The organism is Nonomuraea sp. NPDC050451, assembly GCF_044458585.1.
On sequence record NZ_JBITHZ010000036.1, the window covers coordinates 70,597 to 93,152 of the forward strand.

22 protein-coding genes are annotated in these 22,556 nt (G+C 69.4%); 8 read left to right on the forward strand and 14 right to left on the reverse strand.

The genetic code is table 11. The features are described 5' to 3' along the window. Nucleotides 1-17: 17 nt before the first annotated feature. The 9 genes from rfbB to ACIBI9_RS54355 all read right to left on the reverse strand — a co-directional run bounded on the left by rfbB (nucleotide 18) and on the right by ACIBI9_RS54355 (nucleotide 7,156). The gene (rfbB, locus tag ACIBI9_RS54315) at nucleotides 18-944 is read right to left on the reverse strand and encodes a dTDP-glucose 4,6-dehydratase (RefSeq protein WP_397235306.1); all 927 of its coding nucleotides are present in this window, start codon (nucleotides 942-944) and stop codon (nucleotides 18-20) included. Continuing rightward, on the reverse strand, nucleotides 941-2,008 hold the full coding sequence (locus ACIBI9_RS54320; RefSeq protein WP_397235307.1) for a glucose-1-phosphate thymidylyltransferase: 1,068 nt from the start codon (nucleotides 2,006-2,008) through the stop codon (nucleotides 941-943). Before ACIBI9_RS54320 ends, rfbB begins: the two co-directional genes overlap by 4 nt. A gap of 2 nt (nucleotides 2,009-2,010) precedes the next feature. Next, the gene (locus ACIBI9_RS54325) at nucleotides 2,011-3,477 is read right to left on the reverse strand and encodes a sugar transferase (RefSeq protein ID WP_397235308.1); all 1,467 of its coding nucleotides are present in this window, start codon (nucleotides 3,475-3,477) and stop codon (nucleotides 2,011-2,013) included. Between the two features lie 267 nt (nucleotides 3,478-3,744). Beyond that, nucleotides 3,745-4,095 carry a hypothetical protein gene (locus tag ACIBI9_RS54330; protein WP_355382402.1) on the reverse strand — a complete coding sequence of 117 codons (351 nt, stop codon included), beginning with the start codon at nucleotides 4,093-4,095 and terminating at the stop codon, nucleotides 3,745-3,747. A 68-nt stretch (nucleotides 4,096-4,163) separates the two neighbouring features. Further along, nucleotides 4,164-4,787: a GntR family transcriptional regulator gene (locus ACIBI9_RS54335; RefSeq protein ID WP_397235309.1), complete on the reverse strand. Its 624-nt coding sequence runs from the start codon at nucleotides 4,785-4,787 to the stop codon at nucleotides 4,164-4,166. Continuing rightward, on the reverse strand, nucleotides 4,784-5,674 hold the full coding sequence (locus ACIBI9_RS54340; protein WP_397235310.1) for a DMT family transporter: 891 nt from the start codon (nucleotides 5,672-5,674) through the stop codon (nucleotides 4,784-4,786). The genes ACIBI9_RS54335 and ACIBI9_RS54340 overlap by 4 nt, the downstream gene beginning before the upstream one ends. Nucleotides 5,675-5,693: 19 nt before the next feature. After that, a complete protein-coding gene (locus tag ACIBI9_RS54345; protein WP_397235311.1) occupies nucleotides 5,694-6,071 on the reverse strand; it encodes a hypothetical protein in 378 nt (125 codons plus the stop codon). A gap of 162 nt (nucleotides 6,072-6,233) precedes the next feature. Continuing rightward, nucleotides 6,234-6,755 carry a GNAT family N-acetyltransferase gene (locus ACIBI9_RS54350; RefSeq protein WP_397235312.1) on the reverse strand — a complete coding sequence of 174 codons (522 nt, stop codon included), beginning with the start codon at nucleotides 6,753-6,755 and terminating at the stop codon, nucleotides 6,234-6,236. Nucleotides 6,756-6,790: 35 nt separating this feature from the next. Continuing rightward, complete coding sequence (locus ACIBI9_RS54355) at nucleotides 6,791-7,156, reverse strand: MmcQ/YjbR family DNA-binding protein (RefSeq protein ID WP_397235313.1); 366 nt, start codon at nucleotides 7,154-7,156, stop codon at nucleotides 6,791-6,793. A 69-nt stretch (nucleotides 7,157-7,225) separates the two neighbouring features. Here ACIBI9_RS54355 and ACIBI9_RS54360 point away from each other — a divergent pair, with 69 nt between their 5' ends. Next, entirely contained in the window at nucleotides 7,226-7,855 is a 630-nt protein-coding gene (locus ACIBI9_RS54360; RefSeq protein ID WP_397235314.1) for a TetR/AcrR family transcriptional regulator, read from the forward strand. Here the strand turns inward: ACIBI9_RS54360 and ACIBI9_RS54365 are convergent. Beyond that, nucleotides 7,846-8,265, reverse strand: a complete 420-nt coding sequence (locus ACIBI9_RS54365) for a VOC family protein (RefSeq protein WP_397235315.1) — start codon at nucleotides 8,263-8,265, stop codon at nucleotides 7,846-7,848. The two genes, ACIBI9_RS54360 and ACIBI9_RS54365, sit on opposite strands and share 10 nt — an antisense overlap. A gap of 652 nt (nucleotides 8,266-8,917) precedes the next feature. Here ACIBI9_RS54365 and ACIBI9_RS54370 point away from each other — a divergent pair. Next, nucleotides 8,918-11,761 carry a BTAD domain-containing putative transcriptional regulator gene (locus ACIBI9_RS54370; protein ID WP_397235316.1) on the forward strand — a complete coding sequence of 948 codons (2,844 nt, stop codon included), beginning with the start codon at nucleotides 8,918-8,920 and terminating at the stop codon, nucleotides 11,759-11,761. Here ACIBI9_RS54370 and ACIBI9_RS54375 read toward each other — a convergent pair. Continuing rightward, entirely contained in the window at nucleotides 11,691-12,986 is a 1,296-nt protein-coding gene (locus tag ACIBI9_RS54375; protein ID WP_397235317.1) for a cytochrome P450, read from the reverse strand. The two genes, ACIBI9_RS54370 and ACIBI9_RS54375, sit on opposite strands and share 71 nt — an antisense overlap. 304 nt (nucleotides 12,987-13,290) lie before the next feature. After that, nucleotides 13,291-14,145, reverse strand: coding sequence for an isocitrate lyase/phosphoenolpyruvate mutase family protein (locus ACIBI9_RS54380; protein WP_397235318.1), 855 nt, complete (start codon nucleotides 14,143-14,145; stop codon nucleotides 13,291-13,293). A 101-nt stretch (nucleotides 14,146-14,246) separates the two neighbouring features. Between ACIBI9_RS54380 and ACIBI9_RS54385 the strand changes: the two genes are divergently transcribed. Then, nucleotides 14,247-15,236 carry a DUF5937 family protein gene (locus ACIBI9_RS54385; protein WP_397235319.1) on the forward strand — a complete coding sequence of 330 codons (990 nt, stop codon included), beginning with the start codon at nucleotides 14,247-14,249 and terminating at the stop codon, nucleotides 15,234-15,236. A gap of 73 nt (nucleotides 15,237-15,309) precedes the next feature. Here the strand turns inward: ACIBI9_RS54385 and ACIBI9_RS54390 are convergent, their stop codons facing one another. After that, nucleotides 15,310-15,888: a helix-turn-helix domain-containing protein gene (locus tag ACIBI9_RS54390; RefSeq protein ID WP_397235320.1), complete on the reverse strand. Its 579-nt coding sequence runs from the start codon at nucleotides 15,886-15,888 to the stop codon at nucleotides 15,310-15,312. Between the two features lie 78 nt (nucleotides 15,889-15,966). Between ACIBI9_RS54390 and ACIBI9_RS54395 the strand changes: the two genes are divergently transcribed. The 3 genes from ACIBI9_RS54395 to ACIBI9_RS54405 all read left to right on the forward strand — a co-directional run bounded on the left by ACIBI9_RS54395 (nucleotide 15,967) and on the right by ACIBI9_RS54405 (nucleotide 19,500). Beyond that, nucleotides 15,967-16,902 (forward strand): NAD(P)/FAD-dependent oxidoreductase, encoded by a 936-nt coding sequence (locus ACIBI9_RS54395; RefSeq protein ID WP_397235321.1) that lies wholly within the window; start codon nucleotides 15,967-15,969, stop codon nucleotides 16,900-16,902. Further along, nucleotides 16,902-18,107, forward strand: a complete 1,206-nt coding sequence (locus ACIBI9_RS54400) for an MFS transporter (RefSeq protein WP_397235322.1) — start codon at nucleotides 16,902-16,904, stop codon at nucleotides 18,105-18,107. Before ACIBI9_RS54395 ends, ACIBI9_RS54400 begins: the two co-directional genes overlap by 1 nt. Nucleotides 18,108-18,432: 325 nt before the next feature. Continuing rightward, a complete protein-coding gene (locus ACIBI9_RS54405) occupies nucleotides 18,433-19,500 on the forward strand; it encodes a hypothetical protein (protein WP_397235323.1) in 1,068 nt (355 codons plus the stop codon). Between the two features lie 82 nt (nucleotides 19,501-19,582). Here the strand turns inward: ACIBI9_RS54405 and ACIBI9_RS54410 are convergent, their stop codons facing one another. Continuing rightward, the gene (locus ACIBI9_RS54410) at nucleotides 19,583-20,287 is read right to left on the reverse strand and encodes a hypothetical protein (protein WP_397235324.1); all 705 of its coding nucleotides are present in this window, start codon (nucleotides 20,285-20,287) and stop codon (nucleotides 19,583-19,585) included. A 61-nt stretch (nucleotides 20,288-20,348) separates the two neighbouring features. On the opposite strand from ACIBI9_RS54410, the gene ACIBI9_RS54415 reads away from it, so the two are divergent. Then, nucleotides 20,349-21,071: a MerR family transcriptional regulator gene (locus ACIBI9_RS54415; RefSeq protein WP_397235325.1), complete on the forward strand. Its 723-nt coding sequence runs from the start codon at nucleotides 20,349-20,351 to the stop codon at nucleotides 21,069-21,071. A 104-nt stretch (nucleotides 21,072-21,175) separates the two neighbouring features. Beyond that, a complete protein-coding gene (locus tag ACIBI9_RS54420) occupies nucleotides 21,176-22,447 on the forward strand; it encodes a glycosyl hydrolase family 28-related protein (protein WP_397235326.1) in 1,272 nt (423 codons plus the stop codon). Nucleotides 22,448-22,556 lie beyond the last annotated feature (109 nt).

Below are 22,556 nucleotides of genomic sequence, written 5' to 3' on the forward strand. Positions count from 1 at the left end.
CCGGCACAACCGATCGATCACGAGGTCCACCAGTCCCGGTGCTCGGCGTACCAGCGGACGGTGTCCTTCAGCCCCTGCTCGAACGGGATCTCCGGCCGGTAGCCGAGCGCCCGCAACTTCGAGTCGTCCATCGAGTACCTGCGGTCGTGGCCCTTGCGGTCCTCGACGTACTCGACCGCGTCCCAGCCCCTGCCGCAGGCCTGCAGCAGGCGGCCGGTCAGCTCCTTGTTGGTCATCTCGGCCGTGCCCGCGATGTTGTAGACCTCGCCCGGCTCGCCCTTCTCGGCGACCAGCCGGATGCCGGCGCAGTGGTCCTGGACGTGGATCCAGTCGCGGACGTTGCCGCCGTCGCCGTACAGCGGGACCTTCCGGCCGCGCATCAGGTTCGTCAGGAACAGCGGGATGAGCTTCTCCGGGTACTGTCTCGGCCCGTAGTTGTTGCCGCACCTCGTGATCGAGACGTTCAGGCCGTAGGTGATCGCATAGGCCCGGGCGACCAGGTCGCCGCCGGCCTTCGACGCCGCGTACGGCGAGCGCGGGCGCAGCGGCGCGTCCTCGTCCCACGAGCCGATGTCGATGGACCCGTACACCTCGTCGGTCGACACCTGGACCACCTTCGGCACCCCGGCCTCCAGGCATGCCTGGAGGAGGGTCTGGGTGCCCAGCGTGTTGGTGCGCATGAACTCGGCCGCGCCCTCGATCGACCGGTCCACGTGCGACTCGGCCGCGAAGTTCACCACGAGGTCGTGGCCCGGGACGACGCTCCTGAGCAGCTCGGCGTCGCAGATGTCCCCGTGCACGAACTCGTGCCGCACTCCTTCGAGGTTGGCCCGGTTGCCGGCATACGTGAGCTTGTCCAGCACCGTGACGTACATATCGTGCAAATTGCGGACGAAGTGCGAGCCGATGAAGCCCGCTCCGCCCGTCACCAGGATCCGGGTCATGAACTGATCTGTACCTTGCTGTGATCGCCCAGCACGAGGCGGTGGGCTCTGGGCGTGTTGGGTGCCGGGGTGACCTCGACGTCGTGGCCGATCAGCGACGACTCGATGCGGCCGACCCCGGCGATGGAGGCCCTGGGCAGCACGATCGAATACTCGATCTCGCTGCCGGTGACGGCGCAGTCGGCGCCGATGGAGGTGAAGGGGCCGACGTAGCTCTCGCGGATCCGCGCGCCCTGGCCGATGATCACCGGGCCGACGATCCTGGACCGCTCGACCACGGCCCCCTCTGCCACGACCACCCGGCCGACCAGCTCGCTGGCCTCGTCCACGTGCCCGCGTACGCTGGGCTCGACCGACTCCAGGACCAGCCGGTTGACCTCCAGCATGTCGGTGACGTTGCCGGTGTCCTTCCAGTAGCCGGAGATCACCGAGGACTCGACGCGCAGGCCCGCCTCGATCAGCCACTGGATCGCGTCGGTGATCTCCAGCTCGCCCCGCCACGACGGCTTGAGCTCGGCCACCGCCTCGTGGACGGCCGGGCTGAACAGGTAGACGCCGACCAGCGCCAGGTCGCTCTTGGGGCGGGCGGGCTTCTCCTCCAGGCCGACCACCCGGCCGGAGGCGTCGAGCTCGGCCACCCCGAACTGGCGCGGGTCGCCGACCCTGGTGAGCATGATCTGGGCGGCGGGCCGCTCGCGGGCGAACCTGTCCACCAGGTCGTTGATGCCGCCCACGACGAAGTTGTCGCCCAGGTACATGACGAAGTCCTCGTCGCCCAGGAACTCCCTGGCGATCAGCACGCCGTGCGCGAGCCCGAGCGGGGCCTCCTGTCTCAGGTACGTGACCTGCAGCCCGAAGGCCGAGCCGTCCCCCACGGCGGACTCGATCTCCGCGTGGGTGTCGCCGACCACCAGGCCGAGCTCCCTGATCCCCGCCGCCGCGATCGCCTCCAGCCCGTAGAAGAGGACCGGCTTGTTCGCGACCGGCACCAGCTGCTTGGCCGAGGTGTGCGTGATGGGCCGGAGCCGTGTGCCCGACCCCCCGGCGAGCACGAGTGCTTTCACCGCTAGTAAGCCCCTTCTCCACGGGTGACGACGGACCAGGTCTTCCAGAGGATCTGCAGGTCGAGGATGAGCGACCAGTTCTCCACGTACCGCAGGTCGAGGCGCACGGACTCCTCCCAGCTCAGGTCGGAGCGGCCGCTGACCTGCCAGAGGCCGGTCATGCCGGGCTTGACCACCAGGCGGCGGCGGACGTCGGCGCCGTACTTGCCCACTTCCTCCGGCAGCGGCGGGCGGGGGCCGACCAGGGACATCTCGCCTCGGAGCACGTTCAGCAGCTGCGGCAGCTCGTCGAGCGAGTATTTCCGCAGGAAAGCGCCTACCCGAGTGATTCTTGGATCGTTCCTAATCTTGAAGAGCACTCCGTCGAACTCGTTCGCGTCCAGAAGTGCGCTCTTGAGCCGCTCCGCATCCACCACCATCGTACGAAATTTCACGACACGGAACTCTTTGCCGCCTTTGCCGACCCTGGTCTGGTGGAACAGCGCCGGCCCGTGGCTGGTGAGGCGGATCACCAGCGCGAGGGCCAGCAGCGGCAGCGCCAGGAGCAGCAGGGCGGCCGCCGCGACGAGGCGGTCGAACACGGTCTTCGCGACCTGCTTGGTGCCGTCGAACTCGGGATGCTCCAGGTGCAGCAGCGGCATCCCCGCGACCGGCCGGATGCTGATGCGCGGCCCGGCCACGTCCATGAGCGCGGGGGCCACGAAGAGGTCGGTGCGCGCGGTCTCCAGGCTCCAGGCCAGCCGGCGCAGCGCGGCCCCGTCCAACTCCGGGCAGGCCAGCACCGCCACGGCGTCGGCCTGCACGCGCTCGACCACCGCGGCCACGTCGCCGAAGGAGCCGAGCACGGGGATGCCGTCCAGGTCGATGTCCATCGCGCTGCCCATCGCACTGTCGGGAAGGCAGGCTCCCACCACCTGCATTCCGTGATGCGGCTGCCGTCTGAACTGCATCACCAGGTCGAGAATCGACTCCCGGTGCCCGACCGCGATCACCTGGCGCATGTAGTCGCCCACCGCTCTCCGCCGGTGGAGACGTTTACGCATCCGGTAGCGGAAGTACAGCGTGGACAGCAGCGCCAGCGGCAGCATCGCCATCACGAAACTGCGCGCGACCGCGGTCTGCGTCGCGTAGGCCAGGATGGCGACGGTCGCCATCAGGCCGATACCGCCGTTGAAGACGGCCTTGAACTCGTCCGTTCCCTCGCCGTTGGCGCGCTGGCGGTACGCGCCGCCCATCATGAGCGCGACGGGCCAGGCGACGATCAGGCCGAGTCCGAGCATGAACTCGACCCACGGAATGAACACCCCGGCGATCAGCCGGATGCCCAGCACGCAGACGCATGCCAGCAGTGCGCATGTCGTGTCCCCGCCTAACAGGAGCCGTAGGTACGCGCGCGTCCAGATGCTCGACGCGCGGCGTGGCACGGCCCCGAGGAGCACGACAGCGGACTCCCCAGTCCCCACCCTCATAGCACCACCCTGAAACTCTGTGCACCGCGATAACAGGACGTTCCTTGAACCACATGGGTTGACATGTCCCACGCACAATCAAGGGCGGCGGCCCCCACTAAAGAGTAAAGATCCATTCCAGTACGGGGAATAACGTCCAATGTCCACAATCGGACGACGGCTCAGCAACCGAAGGGCTTGACGGAACGATCCATAAGTGCAGCGGTCTGGCGCGCAAAATGTGCGGTTTACGGTGATATTTCGGCAGGTTGCCGCCGAATGAAGCCGCTAGTCGTACTCCAGGTCCGGCAATGCGGACGGCGGGTCCGGACTCCGCCAGACGACCACAACCCCGTCATGCGCGGAGTCGGCGGCCAGCGCCAGCCGATCGAGGTCGAAGTCCGGCAGATAGCGCAGACGCGCCAGGAAGGTGGCGTCCGTGGCCGAACGCGGCACGACGCAGCCCTCACCGTCGCGGTCGAGCAGGATGTAGAGGACGTCTTCCCCGGCTTCGGTGACGACACGGACCTCCACCACGTCCTCCCAGGCGAGAGCCTCGACGCTACCGTCCGCGTAGTGACGGGTGACGCCCTCTTCCGTGACATACACGTAGGAGTCCGGCATCGGGTTGCCGTGCATGGGCGCGATTCTTGCGAGTTCCGGGGCTGTCCCGCAAGGGTTCGCACACAATGGTGCGGTTGGCCCCCTCAGTGGCCGCCCCACGAGTGGCTGAGATGCGCGGCCACCGCCGCCCTGGCCGCGTCCTGCGGGCCGTCGGCGATGGCGTCGAGCAGCTCGCGGTGCTCGCGCACCAGGACGTCCCGGTCCGTGTAGACCTCCCGGAGCCGCACCAGCCCGAGCCGCGTCTCCGCCGCCAGGACTCCGTAGAGCCGTTCGAGCCTGGGGCTCCCCACGGCCTCGATCAGCGCCTGGTGCATAGCCATGTGCTCGGCCACGCTCTCCGACCAGGGCGCGTCGGCGGGCAGGGCCGCCATCCGGTGCAGGGCGGCGTCCGCCCCCGGAACCCGCCGCCCGGCCACGGCCTGCGCCATGAGGTCTTCGAGGGGCCTGCGTACGTACATGAGATCGTCGAGGTCCGAAAGCGTCACCTCGGGGACATAAGCACTGCGGTTGCGCTCGCGTCTCAGCAGCCCCTCGTGGACGAGGCTCGCCAGCGCTTCCCGCACGGTGGGCCTGGCGACGCCGTACGAGGCGGCGATCTCCTGCTCGGGCAGCGGCGTGCCGGGCGGGATCTCGCCGGAGAGCACCCTGCTGCGCAGGGCGTCGGCGAGCGCGCCGACGGTGGAGACGGGTCTGAGCGGCAACGTCACGGCTGCGACTCTAGCTCCCTTTCCGGCACAAGCTCTTGGTCGCGTACTTTCTCCGGGATCGCCACGGCCACCAGGCTCAGCGCGAGGAGCACCAGGCCCGCGATCGAGACCGGGGCCAGCCGCTCGCCGAGCACCACCAGGCCGAGCAGCGCCGCGACGGCCGGCTCCGCCAGGGCCAGGGTGGCGGCCGTGGCCACCGGCGTGGTCCGCAGGCCCCTGCCGTACAGGAAGTAGGACAGGGCCGTGGTGCCGAGGCCCAGGTAGACGACGGCGAGCAGCCCGCGCGGCTCGCCCATCCAGGCGACCCCGGTCGCCAGGAGGACGGGGAGCATGATCAGCGCCGCGCCCCCGAACATGACCCCCATCACGGCGTCGGACTCGGCTCCACGGCCGATCGCCCGTGCGGCCATGACCGCGTAGAAGGCGTAGAGCAGGCCGCCGAGCAGCGCGAACAGCACCCCCGAGACCAACTGACCGCCGCTCTCGGCCCCGCCTCCCACGATGAGCGCGACGCACCCGCAGATGGCCGCCGCGGTCGCCACGGCCCACCGCCCGCTCGGCCGGTGACCGTGCAGAAGCCAGGACAGCAACCCCGTGAAGACGGGTCCGCTGCCGATCGCCACCACCGTGCCGATGGCGACCCCCGTGCGGCCGACGGCGGCGAAGAAGCAGAGCTGGTACGCGGCCACGGCGACCGCGGCCAGCAGCAGGCTCGGCCTGATCGCCTTCCTGACGCCGCCCCCGGCCACGAGCGCGAGCGCCGTCCCCCCGACGACCAGCCGCGCGGCGGCCAGCGCCACGGAGTCGGCGGAGACGAGCAGTCCTGCCGTCCCGGCCGTGCCCCAGAGCACGGAGGCAGCGACAACGGCGAGAGGTCCGTTTCTCATGCCCATCATTGTCTGACAATTAGACAATTTCGTCCAGTTGCTGGTCGATCAGCCGCCCTGCCGGGGCCACCACCTCCCCCGCGTAGTCGTCCAGCACGGCCAGGGCGTCGTGGATGTCCGGCACGCTCTTGCGCGGGAGCTCGAACAGCGTCTCGTCCTCCGCGGTGATCGACCCCTCGACGTGGAAGGCTCCGCCGGAGACGGCGATGGAGACCTCGAAACGGACCTCGCGGCCGTCGGGCAGCGTGAGGTTGTTGCCGACGCGGGCGCCCGCGGGCGGGAGGAAATAGGAGAAGGGCTCGCTTCTGACGAACGGGTGACGTAATTCCGCGAGCATCCCTGACGCCCGGCTCAGGGCTTCCAGGAGACCGGCCGCGGCCAGACTCTCGCTGTCCACCAGGAAAGGGTAGATCAGCGGGCCGGTAAGTGGCCACGGGTCAGCTGTGCGTGACGGTCACAGAGCGGGGGAAGACGGCGACGGGCGGGGTGACGGGGCCCGGGAAGGCGGCGACGGGCGGGGGCGGTCACGGAGTCGGGAACGCCGTCGCCGGCGGGTCGGTCACGGGGCCGGGAAGGCGGCGATCGGCGGGTCGGTCGCCAGGCGGGCGTGGCGTTCGACGTCGTGGCGGGCGCCCTCGTGGCGGAGCTTGCCGCGTTCGATGCCCTCTGGCCGGAACCCGGCCTTCGTGGCGACCCGGCACGACGCCGGGTTGTTGACGCGGTGCCCCAGCTCCAGCCGGTGGAGCCCCAGCTCGCCGAACGCCCACCGGGCCAGCTCGCCGGTGGCCGCCGCGGCGATGCCCCGCCCTCTGGCCTCGGGCACGACCCAGTAGGACACCCAGCCGTTGTCGTGCTCGTCGAGGCGGGAGACGGCGACGTTTCCGACCACCTGCTCACCTTCGGGGCCCTCGACCGTGACGGCGAACGCGTGGCCCACCCCCTGCCAGGCGGTGATCCACCCGGAGGCGTCCTTGAGCGTGACGACGGGCCAGGACGCCTGCGTCCGGAGGTCCGGCGCCTGAAATGCCCTCAGCACGACCGGCGCGTCGTCCGCGCGCCACTCCCGCAACCGAACGTGCACAGCGCCCACAATGCCCGACATTACCCGTAATGCACCTATAACGCGCCCTGCCCGATCTGATGCGCGGCCTCGAACTCGGCCACCATCGCCTTCGGCGCGGTCAGGCACCAGGCCTCGGCCACCAGCTCGAACAACTCCTCAGAGTCGATCTTGTCGAGGTGCACCACCACCCAGCCGAACCGCCCGGCCGTGAACTGCACCTCGAACACCTCGGGCCGCTCGGCCACCAGCGCGATCTGCTCCTCGATCGTGGCCTTGAGCCCGACGGTCTCGGTCGCCTCCCACAGGTAGCCGAAGCCCTTGTCGCGGACCTTGAGGCCGATCCACTCGCCACCGTGGCTCATGCGGACCCCGGGCAGCTCGTCCAGCAGCTGAAGGAACTCATCGACGCTCACACCCATGCCCGCCTGTCTACCAAACCCGACCGACAGTTCCCACCGCGGCCTGAAGGCCGCGTTCCCGCTAACGTGATGCCGGTGGCCGACACACGTACCAAACTGCTCGAAGCCGCGCTGGAGACGCTCAAGGAGCACGGCATCGCCGGCGTCTCCGCCCGTACGATCGCCGCGGCGGCGGGCGTCAACCAGGCCCTCGTCTTCTATCACTTCGGCAGCGTCGACCAGCTCCTCGCGGCCGCCGTCGAGCACGGCTCCCAGCAGCGCATAGCCCTCTACCGCGCCCGCTTCGCCGCCGTCACCACCCTCCGCGAGCTCCTCGACCTCGGCCGCGCGCTGCACGCGGAGGAACGGGCGGAAGGCACCGTTGCCGCCCTCGCCCAGCTCCTCGCGGGCGGCCAGACCGACTCCAAACTCGCACCGGCCACCACCACCGGCCTCAACCTGTGGATCGAGGAGGTCGAGCAGGCGCTGGGGAGGGTGCTGGCGAAGTCGCCGCTGGCGGAGTTCGTGGACGTGCCGGGCCTGGCCAAGGCCACGGCGGCGGCGTTCGTGGGCCTGGAGCTCTACGAGGGAGTGGACCCGGACGGCGCGAACCAGGCGTTCGACGCCCTGGAGAGCCTGGCGGGCCTGGTGACGGCCCTGGAGGACATGGGCCCCCTCGTACGCCGCGCCGCCCGGGCCAAGCTGCGCCGTCACTCGTAGTAGCGCACCTCCAGCACGTTGCCGTCGGGGTCGGGGAAGAACATCGTCTCGGGGGCGATGCCCTGGGCGCCGAAGGAGTTGACGCCGGAGCCCGTGATCTCGACCCCGTGCTGCTTCAGCCTGACCTGCAGCTCGTCGAAATCCTCCTTTCCGACGGCCAGGCAGAAGTGGTTGATCGGATGTCCGGTGCTGCCCTTGACCCCGGTGCCCTCGTCCACTCCCGTGGAGGACTCGTACGACATCAGGTCGAGGATGGTCTCGGCCGAGATCCGCACACTCGGAAAGGCCGCCTTTCCCTCGCGAAACGCCTCGGCCCGCACCCCGGGCAGGCCGATAACCTGCTCGTAGAAATGCAGGGAATCGAGCTGGTCGGAGACCCAGCAGACGAGATGGTCCAGCCGTACGTCCATGCATACCTCCGTTTGCTGCCGCCCGAATCCCCCTGTCCACCTGCGGATCCATGGTTGGACGGTGATTCAGCGGCCGACACCGGCCTGCGCCGTACTCATTTCATAATGAAAGATGCGGATGACAGCGAAGTAAACACGGCAGGTCCGGCGGCGACATCGCCGCGCCAATTGAGAAGGCCACCTCAATACGAATCCGGCGTGGCTGCATTCGGTCGGGGAGCGCGGCGGTGGCGGTGGCCGCCGCGACCCTGGCCGGCGGGTCGGTCCCTGTACCGGCTCAGCCCGGCGAGGCGCCGCCGGTTCTGGCCGCCTCGGCGGCCAGACGGGCCATCGTCAGGACGCCCTCCTGCTGCGCCTTCGTCACGGCGGGTTTGCCGCCCTTGGGAAATTTCTTGGAGTAGTACAGCTTGCGTCCTTCGGCGGCAGGTCCTCCGGATCGGGGTCCGTACCCATGCCGCCGCCACCGAGTCGCCTGAGCAACCGATATCGACCCGATAAGACGGTATCCGGGCCAGAGGTCATGGATCAGCAGAGTAGCGGCCGGCTCTCGAATCGATCTAGAGACGCTGTTGCCTGCCGGCGCCAGGAATGGTGATCAAGCCTCGACTATCCTCACGTCCGGGGAGCTGGTTCCACCCACTGGAGGTCGCCGGTGAGTTCTGAAGGTCTTGCGCGGGCCAGATTCCGCGTGCTCGGACCGGTGGAGCTCCAGAGCGAGACCGGACACGTCGTCCTGACCGGCAAGCAGGGGGCGTTGCTGACGATCCTGCTGCTGAGCGCCAACCGCGTGGTGTCGGTCCAGCGGCTGGCGGAGTCGCTGTGGGGCGTGCCGCTGCCCAGTTCGCCCTCCTCCCGCGTCCGGATGCTGATCTCCGACCTCAGGAAGACGTGCGCCGCCGCGGGGAAAGATCTGATCCGTACGCAGCGACCCGGGTACGTCGTGCGGCTGGCGCCCGACCAGCTCGATCTGACCAGGTTCCTCGACGGTGTGGCGCAGGCCCGCAAGGCGGCGTCCGGAGGCGACCCGGAGACCGCGGTGACCCGCTACGACGAGGCGCTGAGCCTCTGGCACGGGGCGCCGCTGGTGGGGATCGACGGCTCCTTCGTTCAGGCGGAGGTGGCCAGGCTCGAGGAGCTGCGGCTGGAAGCCGTGGAGGAGCGGGGCTCGGCCATGCTCATGACGGGCAGGCACGCCGAAGCCGTCACCGAGCTCACCGCGGTCGTCGCGGATCATCCCCTGCGCGAGTCGGCGCACGGCCAGCTCATGCTCGCGCTGCACCGGAGCGGCCGGCGCGCCGACGCCCTGGCGGTCTACCGGAGACTGCGCGAACGGATCAGCGAGGAGCTGGGGCTGGAGCCCGAACGCGAGCTGCAACAGCTTCACCAGCGGATCCTCACCTCTGACACCACGCCGGAACCCCAGCCACATGCGATGGTCTCGCCGATCCCCCGGCAGTTACCCGCTCCGCCACCGCACTTCGTCGGCCGCGAACGCGAACGCGCCGAGCTGGATCGCCTCGCCCGCGACCGGACCAGGAACAGCGTGGCCATCGCCGCCATCAGCGCCACCGGGGGAATGGGGAAGACCTCGCTGGCCCTGCACTGGGCGCACGACAACATCGACCTCTTCCCCGACGGCCAGCTCTACGTCAACCTCCATGGGTTCGACCCGAGCAGCGACCCGCTGCCGGCTCATGTGGCGCTGCGCCACTTTCTCGGCTCTCTCGGTGTCCCGGCGGCGGTCATCCCGGCCGGGGAGGAGGCCCAGGCCGGGCTCTACCGGTCGCTGGTCGCCGACCGCCGCCTGCTCGTCGTCCTTGACAACGCCCGCGACGTGGCACAGGTCGAGCCGCTGCTGCCCGGCAGCCCTGACTGCGTCGTGGTGATCACCAGCCGTAACCGCCTCCCGGGCCTGAACGCCACCCGCGGCGCGAGCCTGATCGGGCTGGACGCCCTCACCCCCGCCGAGACGCGCCGCCTGCTCGGCCGCCACCTGGGCGAATCGAGGATCGGCGCGGATCCCGACAGCGCGGCCGCCCTCGTGGAGCACAGCGGCGGCCTCCCCCTGGCGATCAGCGTGCTCTCTGCGCGCGCCGCCATGCACCCCGGCTTTCCCCTGTCGGTCCTCGCCGAGGAGCTGAGCAGCCCCGCCACCCGCCTCGACGCCCTGCAGACCGGCGACTTGAACGCGGACCTGCGGGCCGCGTTCAAGTCGTCGTACGAGGCACTCCACCCCGGCACCGCCCGGCTGTTCGCGCTGCTGGGGCTGGCGCCGTGGCCGGACATCAGCCTGCGATCGGCCGCCGCGCTCGCCGGCCTGCCCGGCTCCCGCACCAAGGTGTTGCTGCGGCACCTCGAAGCCGCCAACCTGACCCAGCAGCACCGTCCCGGGCGATATCGCACGCATGACCTGGTCCGCCTCTACTCCGCCGAACGCGCGCAGTCCGATCTGCCCGATCACGAGCGGGAGGAGGCGCTGACCCGCCTGGTCGACTCGTACGTGCTCACCGCGTTCGCCGGCGACCGGCTGCTGAACCCCAACCGTCCCTTCGCCGAGCGGATCTCCGCCGAGCCCGAGCGGGAGGAGTTCGAGGACGCCGCGTCGGCCTGGGCGTGGTTCGAGGACGAGCAGTCCAGCCTCATCGCCGTGCAGCGGCACGCCGAGAAGCTGGGCCTGGACGCGGCCGTCTGGCGGCTGGCGTGGGCCATGGACACGTTCCACAAGCGGTGCCAGCACGAGCTGCGCATCCGGTCCTGGGAGACGGCCCTGGCCGCCGCCGAGCGGCTGGGACAGCCGGGCCCTCGGGCCTTCGCCCATTGGTATCTGGGATACGCCTACGCGCAGGACTCCCGGGCCGACGACGGCCTTGAACACCTGCTGCTCGCGTTCAAGCTGTTCGAGCAGGAGGGAGACCTCGCCGGGCAGGCGCACACCAGCCACACCCTCGGGTTCGCCTGGCTGGAGCGGGGCGGACCCGAGCGCGCGCTCCCGCACGTCGAGAACGCCCTGCGCCTCCAGCGCCAGCTCCGAGACCCCCTCTGGGAGGCCAACGCGCTCAGCGCCGCCGGCTGGTGCCACGCCAGGCTCGGCCACTACCCGGAGGCGCGATCGTACTGCGAGCAGGCTCTGGAGCTGTTCCGGAAGCACGAGGACCTGAACGGCGAATCCGCCACCCTCGACAGCCTCGGCTACATCGCCCACAGGGCGGGGCAACACGATCAGGCGCTCGGCTACTACGGCCGATGCCTCGAACTACGCGACAAACTCGGCAACGCCTACCAGGGCGCCGACACCCTCGTCCGCATCGGCGACGCCCACCACGAAGCGGACCGGCCCGCCGCCGCCCTCGACGCCTGGCAGCGAGCGCTCGATCTCTACCACAAGCAGCACCGCGCGGTCGAAGCCGGGAACGTCCAGGAGAAGATCAGGCGCCTTGCCGCACCGCCTTCCGCTCCAGCCGGACCCTCAGGTCACGCGGCACCAGCAGACCGCTGAAGTCGGGCACCATCGCCGTCTCCTGCGTCCGCGCCAGGTCCATGCCGCCGACCAGCCAGGCCGTCGCCAGGGTCAGCTGCATCATGCCGAGCTGGGTCCCCACGCACACCCTCGGCCCGGCGCCGAAAGGCAGATAGGTGTGCCTGACGGGCGCGGCACGAGGCTCCAGCCACCGTTCCGGCACCAGCTGGTCGGGGTCGGACCACCAGCGCGGATCGCGATGCAGCCGATACAGGCTGAACAGCACCTGGTCCCCCGCCTTGAGCCGCCATCCGTCGAGCTCGGTCTCGTGACGTACGGTCCTGCCGATCAGCCAGGTCGGCGGCCAGAGCCTGAGCACCTCCTTGACGAACGCCTCGGTGTACGGCAGGTCCCCCATGACCGGGACATCGCCGGCCGACGCGGCCTCGGCCTCCAGCCGGGCCAGCACGTCGGGCCGCGTGCTGAGCTCGTACACGATCCAGGTGAGCGCGGCGGCCGGGACACCCAGCGCGGCCAGCATGATCCCGCGCAGGAACCGCTCGATCTGCAGGTCGGACAGCTGCTGATCGCCCGGGGCGAGCAGCACGGCGAGGAGATCCTGGGCGGAGGAGTCTCCGGCCTGACGGCGGCGGCGCACGATGTCGGTCATGAGCGCCAGGAGCCGCTTGCGGGAGCGGGCGAAGCGCCGCACCTTGCGCGACGGCCACCACGGCGGGAGCTGCAGCGAGTCACGCGAGAGAGGGTCGATGGCCGCGACGTTCTCGGCCAGCGTCTCCGGCACGCCTTCCGCGTCGGCGCTCAGGCAGAAGTCGGCGGTCGCCCGGCCGAAGAAATCGGCCATCGTGGCGAGCACGTCCAGCTCCCCGTCACCGACGGTCTTGAGGAAGATCTCCCGCAACCGTTCGGCGTGCGCCTGCGCGACCCTCCTGTGCAATCCCTGCCAGCCCGCGCGGCGGGTGGTGGTCCACAGCTCGGCGTCGGCCGCCATCCGCTCGGTGTCCATGCTTCCCGCCAGCGGCGAATTCTCGGCCAGGAAGTCTTTGTTGGTCCGGGTGAGCAACGCATGCACCTGATCCGGTGAGGACACCACGATGGTGCGGGCGTCGAACGAGAAGACGTCCCCGTATTCACGGTGACACCGTTCCAGGAAGCCGTTCCTGTCCCGGTCGTACTCCTCGGCGTTACCGAACAACCAGTGCCCTCGAGGGCCGGGAGGCCGCTCCGAACCAGGTGCATGCGTCACTCGTCGGCCCTCTTAGTTGAAGAAGTTCCAGTAGGTGTACATGCCTCCCATGCGGACCCGGCCCACGAGGCGGACGGCTGCGTGTCGGATGTGCTTCATGCGTAACCTCCGTAGCGCGACTGACGTCACTGACCACGATCGATCACGGGGCGCATGATCTCCGCATGAAAACCGCCTGCCCACCGCCATTGCCAATGATCCCACCGACCCTGGTCCGGGACATCACCGACCTGATGACGCACTCCCTCCTGTTCTGACCGGAGGCGCGGTCACCCCCGTAACCTCGCCATCCTCCTGGGTTCGATCAACGGCGGAACAGGACGTCGAGTTCGCTGAAGTCCAGTGAGCCGTCCAGCGCCGTGAGGCCTCCCGTGCCGAGCAGCTCCGCGGCGGCTCTCCGGGTCGCGGCGTAGGCGGCCTGGGCCAACCCGGTGCCCAGGCTGACCCTGCGTACCCCGGCCTGCGCGAGTTCGGTGACACCCGGTCCACCCGCGACGGCCATCGCGTTGACCGGCAGCGGCGATGCCGCGCAGAGGGTGTTCAGCGCGTCCAGGTCGAGCAGGCCCGGGACGAAGATGCCGTCGGCTCCCGCCTCCGCGTAGGCTTCCGCGCGCTCCAGCACCTCGCCCAGCTGCCCGTCCGGTGCGCCGATCCCGAACAGGAAGACGTCGGTACGGGCGTTGACGAACAGTTCCGGCAGGGACGCGGCGGCCGCGGCATCCCTGGCGGCGCGCAGCCTGGCGCTCTGCTCGGCCACGTCGAACAGAGGACCGCCGACGGCCGTGGAGTCCTCCAGATTGACGCCCACCGCACCGGCCTCGACCACCGCCCGCACGGTCGCGGCGACATCCGCCGGGCCAGGTCCGTACCCTCCTTCCACGTCGACCGTCACCGGCACGTCGACGGAGTCCACGATGCGCCGCGCGGCCTCCGCCATCTCGGCCCGGGTGAGCCGCTGCCCGTCCCCACGGCCCAGCGACCACGAGACACCACCGCTGGTCGTGGCGATCGCCGTGGCGCCGGCTGCGGCGATGACGGCCGCACTGGCGGCGTCCCAGGCATTGGGCAGCACCAGCACGGGCCCGGCGCTCAGGGCGCGGAACAGCCGGGCCTTCCGCTGAGTCGCGGCATCGACGGAGGGGGAGGTGTCAACAGACATGTACGTGACTGCCTTTCGGATCGTCCTGCTTCCGGGATACTGCTGGGCAGAAGGCCGAGGGTCCACTGATTAAGCTCAGACCGAATCCTGGAGGCGGTGGGATGAAGGCGCGGCTCGCCTTTTCGGTGAACGATCTGGCCGAGACCCGGTTCGCCGTCTCGCCCATGTGGGAAGTCGTCACCAGCGTCAGAGCGCTGGCCGCCGCGGTGGTGCCGCGCCCGCACCGCGGCTGGGCCGACCAGGTGCGCCCCCGGCTCGCAGCCGCGGGCCTCGATCGCGGCTGGCTGGCCGACATGATCCCGCCCAGCGGCCACCTCCCCGACTTCCTCAACCCGGCGCCGGCGACCCCATCCCCCGGCCTTTCCGACGAGCTGGCCGCCATCGAGGCCACCGATCCCGAGCAGATACGGCAGGACGTCGACCGCCTCGCCGCTGAGCGCGAAGGCGCATTGTCCCCCCGGCTGCGGAGCCTTCACCGGACCCCTCAGAGCTGCCTGCCTCGGATCGTGGCGGAGATCGAGCTCTACTGGGGGCTGGCGATCGCGCCCTACTGGGCCAGGATCCGCTCGACCCTGGAGGCGGACATCTTCCACCGGGGGCGCCAGGTGGCCGAGCAGGGTACGGCCCAGGCGCTGGACGAGCTGCACCACACGGTGCGTTGGGCCGGCGGCAGCCTCCACCTGGTACAGCGGCACTGCGCCATCACCAGGATCGAGACCGGAGCCGGGCTGCTCCTGGTGCCGTCGGTCTTCGCCTGGCCGCGGGTGCTGACCCGGTCCGTCGCGTCCGAACCACCCCAGCTGGCCTACCCGGCGCGCGGGATCGGCATGTTGTGGGAGCGCCGGACACACGCGCACACGGAAGCCCTCGCCGCCGTGATCGGCCGCTCCCGGGCGTTGATCCTGGCCGAACTGGACACGCCCGCCTCGACCACCGAACTCGCCCAACGCTCGGGCCTTTCCGCGGCGGGCGTGTCCCAGCACCTCACCGCCCTGCGGGCCGCCGGCCTGACCAGCACCCACCGAGCGGGCCGTTCGGTCCTCTACGCCCGCACCGCCCTCGCCGATGCCCTACTCACCGCGCAAGCGTAGAAAACCTCCAGTGCGTAGAGAAGCTGACCACTCGAGCGACAGCCCGGCTCACGGGGTGGCATGTGCTCCTGTGTCAGCGCCGTGGGGTGCGGAGATGGATGCGTTCGCCCTGCTTGCCGAACAGGCTGAGCACTTCGACGCTGCCGCGTCCGGCGGCGCCGAACCAGTGCGGAATCTGACAGTCGAACTCGGCCGCCTCGCCTGCACCCATGACGAAGTCGTGGTCGGCCAGTCTCACGCGCAGCCGTCCGCGCAGCACGTAGAGCCATTCGTAGCCCGCGTGGGTCCGCAGGTGGGGCTCTTCGTCGTGCGCCGGGATGGTCATCTTGTACGCGCGCGGCTCTCCCTGATGCCGCGACAACGGGATCAGCACCCGGCCGTCTTTCCTGGTGGGCTGCTGCGGCACCCGCGGATCGAGGATCCGGGGCGCGGCGACGATCTCGTCGAGAGGGATGCCCAGCGCCGCGGTGATCGGCAGGAGCAGTTCGAGGCTCGGCTTGCGCTGAGCTGATTCGAGCCGGGACAGCGTGCTGGTCGAGATGCCGGTGGCGCGCGCGAGGTCGGCCAGGCTGACGCCCTTCTTCTCGCGGGCGCGTCGCAGCCGGGGAGCGATCTGCTCAATCACCCCGCTGACGCTCGGTTGCCGGTCCATGGGCCGCAGTCAATCAATGTGTCCCGGAATCAGCAACGAAGTTTGTCGATTCCGGCCCAGCTTCCCGATCCTCTTCGCATGAACGCAACAACGCTGTGGGACACGATCGTCGTCGGCGGCGGGGCCGCCGGCCTGTCGGCCGGGGTCGTGCTCGCGAGAGCCCGGTTCGCGACTCTGGTCGTCGACGGCGGGGAGCCCCGGAACGGGCCCGTCGATCACATGCACGGGTACCTGTCCCGGGACGGCATGGCGCCGAGGGAGTTCGTCGCGACCGGGCGAGACGAGCTCACGCATTACGGCGGGACACATGTGCGGGCGTCGGTGACCGACGCGCGGCGCGCCCCGGACGGCACGTTCGAGCTGCTGCTCGACGACGGCCGCGCCCTTCGCGCCAGGTCGGTGCTGGTCGCGACCGGGCTGACCGACGAACTGCCCGACATCCCTGGACTGTCCGAACGGTGGGCCTCGGAGGTGCACCACTGCCCCCACTGCCATGGCTACGAGGTGCGGGGACGCGCCGTCGTCGTGATCGGCAGCACGATGGCGGCGGTGTCGGCACATCTGGCCGCGCTGATGCGCCGCTACAGCTCCTCCGTGACGTTCTGCGTCAACGGCACCGAGGTCGGCACCGCCGAGCGGCAGCGCCTCACGGCGTACGGCGTGCGCCTGGTCGACGCGCGCGTCGCCCGGGTCTCAACGAGTGGCGAGGGTTGGGTCGCGATCGAGCTCGACAACGGCGAGACGGTCACGTGCGAGGCCGTCTTCGTGGCGCCTCGCCCGGTGCCCCATGACGCGATCCTGACCACGCTCGGCGCGGGCAAGGACCCGGTGAGCGGACTCGTCGCCGTCGATCCCCAAGGTGCCACGAATGTCCCCGGGCTCTGGGCGGCCGGGAACGTGGTCAACCCCCGGGCGCAGGTCATCGCCGCCGCGGGCGCGGGCTCCACCGCCGCCATCAACATGACCGCCTGGCTGCTGGAACGGGAGCTGTCCGCTGCCGTGGGTGCGAGCTGATGGCCGGCATCACCGCGGAGACGTCCCGGAACGTTCCCTCCGGCAGGTTGCCCGCCGGCGTGTACCTGCTCGCTTTCAGCCTGTTCGCGATGGGGAGCGCGGAGTTCCTGCTGGCCGGCGTGCTGCCGGAGGTGGCCGCCGATCTGGACGTCACGCTCTCCTCGGCCGGGTTCCTGATCACCGCGTTCGCGCTGGGTGTCGTGATCGGCGGGCCGCCGTTCGCCGTGCTCAGCCTGCGTTGGCCGCGCCGCACCGCGCTGGTGGCGACCCAGGCCCTCTTCGCCGCCGGCATCGCCGTCGGCCTGGTGGGCGATTACCAGGTTCTGCTGCTGACGAGGGTGGTCTCGGGGATCGCCTACGCGGGCTTCTTCGCCGTCGCGTCGGTGACCGCGATCAGCCTGGTGACGCCGGACCGGAACGCCCGCGCCTCCGGAGTCGTGGTCAGCGGGCTCAGCGTGGCAATGGTCCTCGGCGGCCCCGCAGGCACGCTGCTCAGCCACTTCATCCAATGGCGCGGCGGCTTCTGGGCCGTCGTGGCCCTGACGGTCGCCGGCCTCATCGGCTGCCTCCTCGGGCTCCCCGCCACCGCCCCTGACACCGACCGGCCCTCCGGGCCGAGCGTTTCGCGTGAGCTCGCCACGATGCGGAAGCCGCTGCTCTGGGGCATCTACGCGATCACGATCCTGACCACCGCGGCGTACATGATCACGTTCAACTACCTGTCGGCCATGCTCGCCGGCATCACCGCCGTCCCCGAGGTCTGGATCCCGGCGATCCTCGCGCTTTTCGGAGTCGGCGCCTTCGTCGGTCTGTCCATCGGCGGCCGCGTCTCCGACCAGCGCCCTCACCTCGCCCTCCTTACGGGCGCATCGGCGGTCGTGATCCTGTCGGTCGTGCTGGCGATCGCGATCCGGCAGGTCTGGGTGGTGGTGCCCATGGTCTTTCTGATCGGCGTCGCCGCGTTCGTGCTGAACCCCGCCCTCTACGGCCGCGTCTTCGCCATCGCAGCCGACGCGCCGACCCTCGCCGGCGCCACCACCGTGTCGGCGTTCCAGCTGGGCATCAGCATCACCCCCGTTCTGGCAGCCGCCTCGCTCACGCAAGGAGCCGCTCTCACATCGGTCTGCTTGATCGGGGCCGCCCTCGCCGCGGCTGCCGTACCCCTCATCCTCCTGGACCAGGCGCATGCAACCGATCACCGATGAACGCCAGAAGCGTACTTCGAGGGCAACCCGACCCGGCAGAGCCTGCCTGGAGCGATCCATGGTGAAGAGCCGGCGAGTCGGGGGTTACGCGATCTTGACGGGAAGATTACGGCTATGCCTAACATGTATGTAGGCGGCGACGGGCGGCGTTCCTTCGGCCGTCGTGATCGGCCCGTAGCGCCGGAAGGACACGCGCATGCAGGACCCCCCGAGCTCCGAACCCTGGAGGCAGTGGCACAACGGTCTCGAGCTGGACCGATCTTGGCCGGCGCCCGGGCGCGGGATAATCGTCAACCGGGCGGAGCTCAAGAAGCGCTCAACGCAAATGGCCATTGACGCCCTCAGCGCGAAGACCTCCCTCAGCGGCGGAACGCATTCGGATCGCACGCCGAGTGACGCCTTCGGGCACTACGTCATGGGGACCGCCTTCGGTGCCTACTCCTCCGTCCCCGTCCCGCGCACCGATCTGGACGGCGCATGGGCATCTGCGGACAAGATGATGGACGCGCTCAACCGGAAGTTCTCTCACCTCGAGGAGCGGTCAGAGGCATTCCACAAGTCGCACGAGGGCTTCGGCCAGCTGGTGTACGTCGCCGCCATGAACTATGACACGGCCGAGGGAATCCTCGACCGCCGTCTGGACAAGCTGCGCAAGGTTGTCCACGGGCAGCAGGATCCGGGTCGTTCCCGGCCTCCCTCTGACACCGAGCCGTGGCACGAGGAGGACGTCTCGGCCAACAGCGCGGCCGGCATCAGGAAGTTCTTCGAACGGAGCCATCCGGAGCGCCTGCTGGACCTCGGCGTGGTGCTTCACAACTTCGCCGACCGGATGGCCGATGCGGCGTCCGCCATCGAGGGGCACTCGAAGGGGCTGGCTCAGGTGTGGGGCAGCGAGGCGGCGGAGCTGTGCCAGCAGGCGCTCAGGATGCTGCACGGCAGCGCGAAGACGCTCGCCTACGACGCGGGCCGGACGGGCGACGTGCTCCTCTCGTTCGGCGAGCTCTACTGGCGATACAAGGAAAACTGCGCCAAGGCCGTCGGCGACTTCGAGATCGATGACCTGTGGGAGTGGGCCGGCGGCGAGGACAACGAGGACGACGAGCGCGCCCGCCAGTACCTGCGCGAGTTCAACCAGCAGATGGGCTTCTGGTACGACATGATCCCCGCGGACGCCGAGCTGCTGCTGCCCCAGATCGCCTACGTCGAATACGTTGACCTCTACCACGACGAAGAAGGCACGTACTTCGACCGCCTGGAAAAGGACGAGCCGTTCTCCTGGCTGTTCAACTACCCCTGGAAGGAGAAGTCCCCAGACCCGATCCTGCCCAAGGAGTCGGCGACCGAGATCCTCGAGACGCAGCTGCAGGAGCCCTATCGGCACTGGTGGCAGTGAACGCCTTGCAACTGAAGCACGACAATCGCCGTCAGTCCGACCGGGCAGGAGACCCCGGTCCCACCGATGCCGCAGCAGCCGTCTATTGCGGCTCGGGCCGGTGATCAAGAGCAGCAGCGACCGCATGCTGCCTGCGTAGATACCGCCAGCCCAGGACCCCGTACCAGATCATGACGGGCAGGTGGAGCGCATACCCGAGCTGTTCCTGTGCCCCTGTAGGGCCGTCGGTCCCGGTCGTCCACGGAAGCACGACCGCGGCCAGGCCGCCAAGTGCGGCGATCATGCCGGTGACACGGAGCCCGGCGGGCATCGGGATGCCCACTGCGCCGGCGACGGTGGCGGCGACCCACAGCAGCCCGGCCAGATTGACTGCCCATTTGGCCGTGAGCAGGACGGCCAGGGCCACCGTGGCGGCGGCCGGAGCGGTCTGGCGGGCGGCCAGCTGGGTCAGTGCCAGGTTTCCGGCGTCATGAAGCAGGCCCGCCAGCCCGGCGCCGGCCAGCAGGCCACCGGCCAGCGTCACCAGATACGGTCTTGACGTCTCGGCCGGGCGGACAGCCATCACAAGCCCGGCCGCGGTCAGTGCCAGCCAGCCCAGCACGTCGAAGGCCAGCTCGGCCAAGTGCGGTCCGACGCGCTCGCTCACCGCGTCCAGCGCGGCGCCGGGGTCGGACGGACTCAGGGTCAACCCCGATGGCACCACGATGGCCGTACCGGCGATCATGGCTACCAGCGACGTCAACAGCAGCACACCGGTTAGCCGGCGCCGAGGGTTCGGATCAGTCATGGACCGTGACGGTAGAACCCTGACGCAGGGACAAAGTCAACCTGCCAGCAGAGGGGACGCCATGTGGCGGATCGGGCAACTGGCGCGCATGGTCGGCGTATCCGAACGGACCCTGCGCCACTACGACAAGGTCGGGTTGCTGGTTCCCGCCGCGGTCGACCGTGCCACCGGCTACCGCTGGTACGGCGTGGCCGAGCTGTCCCGGCTCGAACGCATCCGAGGCCTGCGGCACCTCGGCCTGCCGCTGCGCCAGATCGCCGATCTGCTGGACGCTCCCGAGACACAGGTGCGGCAGGCGCTGACCGAGATCGTGGCGAACATCAGGCGTGACATCGCCGCGCTGGCCGCGACCGCGGCTCAAGCCGAGGACCACCTCGCCGTGCCGATGTCGGTCCTGCCTCAGCAGACCGCAGTGGACTCGCGTCGCCTACGTGTCCGCCACATGCGCCTCAACCATCCCGCCGAACTGGCCGCCGTCTGCCCGGCGCCACCGGCGACCCTGCTGACCTGGCTCCGCGGGCAGCCGACGGGCGGCTTCGCCGCCGCGGTGACCACCGACGGCGCCGGCGAGCAACTCTTGCTGCCTGCCCGCACCGTCGTACGAGCCGTCGCTTCACCCTCGGCAGGGGTGGTCCGCGCCGGGCAGGACCTGTTCGGCTGGCTGCACCGTCACCGCCTGGCAGTCACCGGTCCCACCGTGGAAGAGCACCTCATCGACGCCGACGGCGCTCACGCCATCGTCCTTGAGGTACCAGTGACGCGGATCGGTCAAGAACTGATTTAATCCCTCAAGTTGATCTAGGGGGCTGTGGCATGACGGAGCCGAAGAGTCCGAGCATGGGGCGTAGAGCGTTGTGGGGCACCGCTGCAGGGCTGGCGGGTGCCGCCATGATCGCGAAGACCCCGACTGCGGCGGCGGAGACGGCCCCGCTGGACTGGTTCAACGTCAAGGACTACGGGGCGCTCGGCAACGGGGCCGATGACGACACCCCGAAGATCCAGGCCGCGATCGATGCGGCGGTGGCCGCTGGAGGCGGAACCGTGTACTTCCCCGCGGGGGCGTACGCGGTCACCCCGACGGCCGGCGGTCCGGCCTTGTCCATCGGCGGCAACGGAATCCGACTGGTCGGCGCGAGCAGCAAGGCCTCCACGCTGGTCAAGAAAGCGAACGGCATCCTGTTGCGTATGTCCGGAGCCCCAACCGACACGAGCGGGTCGAAACATCGGCGCTACTGTTCGATTGAGAACCTCGGGTTCAACGGCAGCGGCAAGACCGGGTTACTGCTCGAGCTTTACTACAATGACAACTCCTACTTTCGTGATGTTTTCATGTCGAGCAACAACGACCTGTGCATCGACGCCGTCGAGTTCTGGGACTCCAGGTTCTACAATCTGGTGATCGAGGAGAGCACCGGCACAGCGAACAGCACTACTCAGCCCAACGTGTGGCTTCGAAACTCCTCGGCCACGACCGGCTGGGGATACAGTGCCGACAACGTCAACCAGATCCATTTCATCGGATGCCGCATGGAGGCATTCGGCACCGGCGCCTTGTGGATCACCCAGGGCACCGCGAAGAACAATAATCCCAATGGGATCTATCTGACGGACTGCAAATTCGAAACCTCCAGGATGCAGGGCGGCCCTCATCTGAAGGTCGACGCGTCCTGTCGGCATGTCTATGCGTCCAATATCTATGCTTACGCGGGTGGTTTTGCCTCCGGGTATTCCACTGCACAGAACATCATCGCCTGGGCGGGAAGCGCCGGCGCCCTGGAGAACGTGCTGATCGCCAACAGCTCGTCGGCGGCGACGGTCAACTCCGGGATCGATCTCTACTCCGGCTCCGGCTCGACCGCCGTCCTGCGTAACGTCGTGGGGCGCTACTCCACAAAGCCGACCGGCACTCACATTTACTACGAAGCCTCAAGCACCGGCGATTTCCGGGTGGAGAACTGCTACGCGAACATCGGAGGGCAGTCCGGCGGTACCGTCCCAACCAAGAACCAGCCGAACCCGCCGCTGCGGATGGTCGCGGGCGCGGTCAGCGACGCCTCGTTCACGCACACCCCGGTCGACGGGACACTTGCTGTCGACTCGACCAACAGACGCCTTTACGTACGAGTAGGCGGCAAGTGGCTGTCGACGGCGCTGAGTTAGCGGCGGCCTCCCAGCCCTCATCCGCGTACGCCGCGGCCAGGAGCCGCTCCTGCTCCGCACGGTTGCGATAGCCGTACGCAGCGGCTCGGAGGCGAACAGGAACATGGCC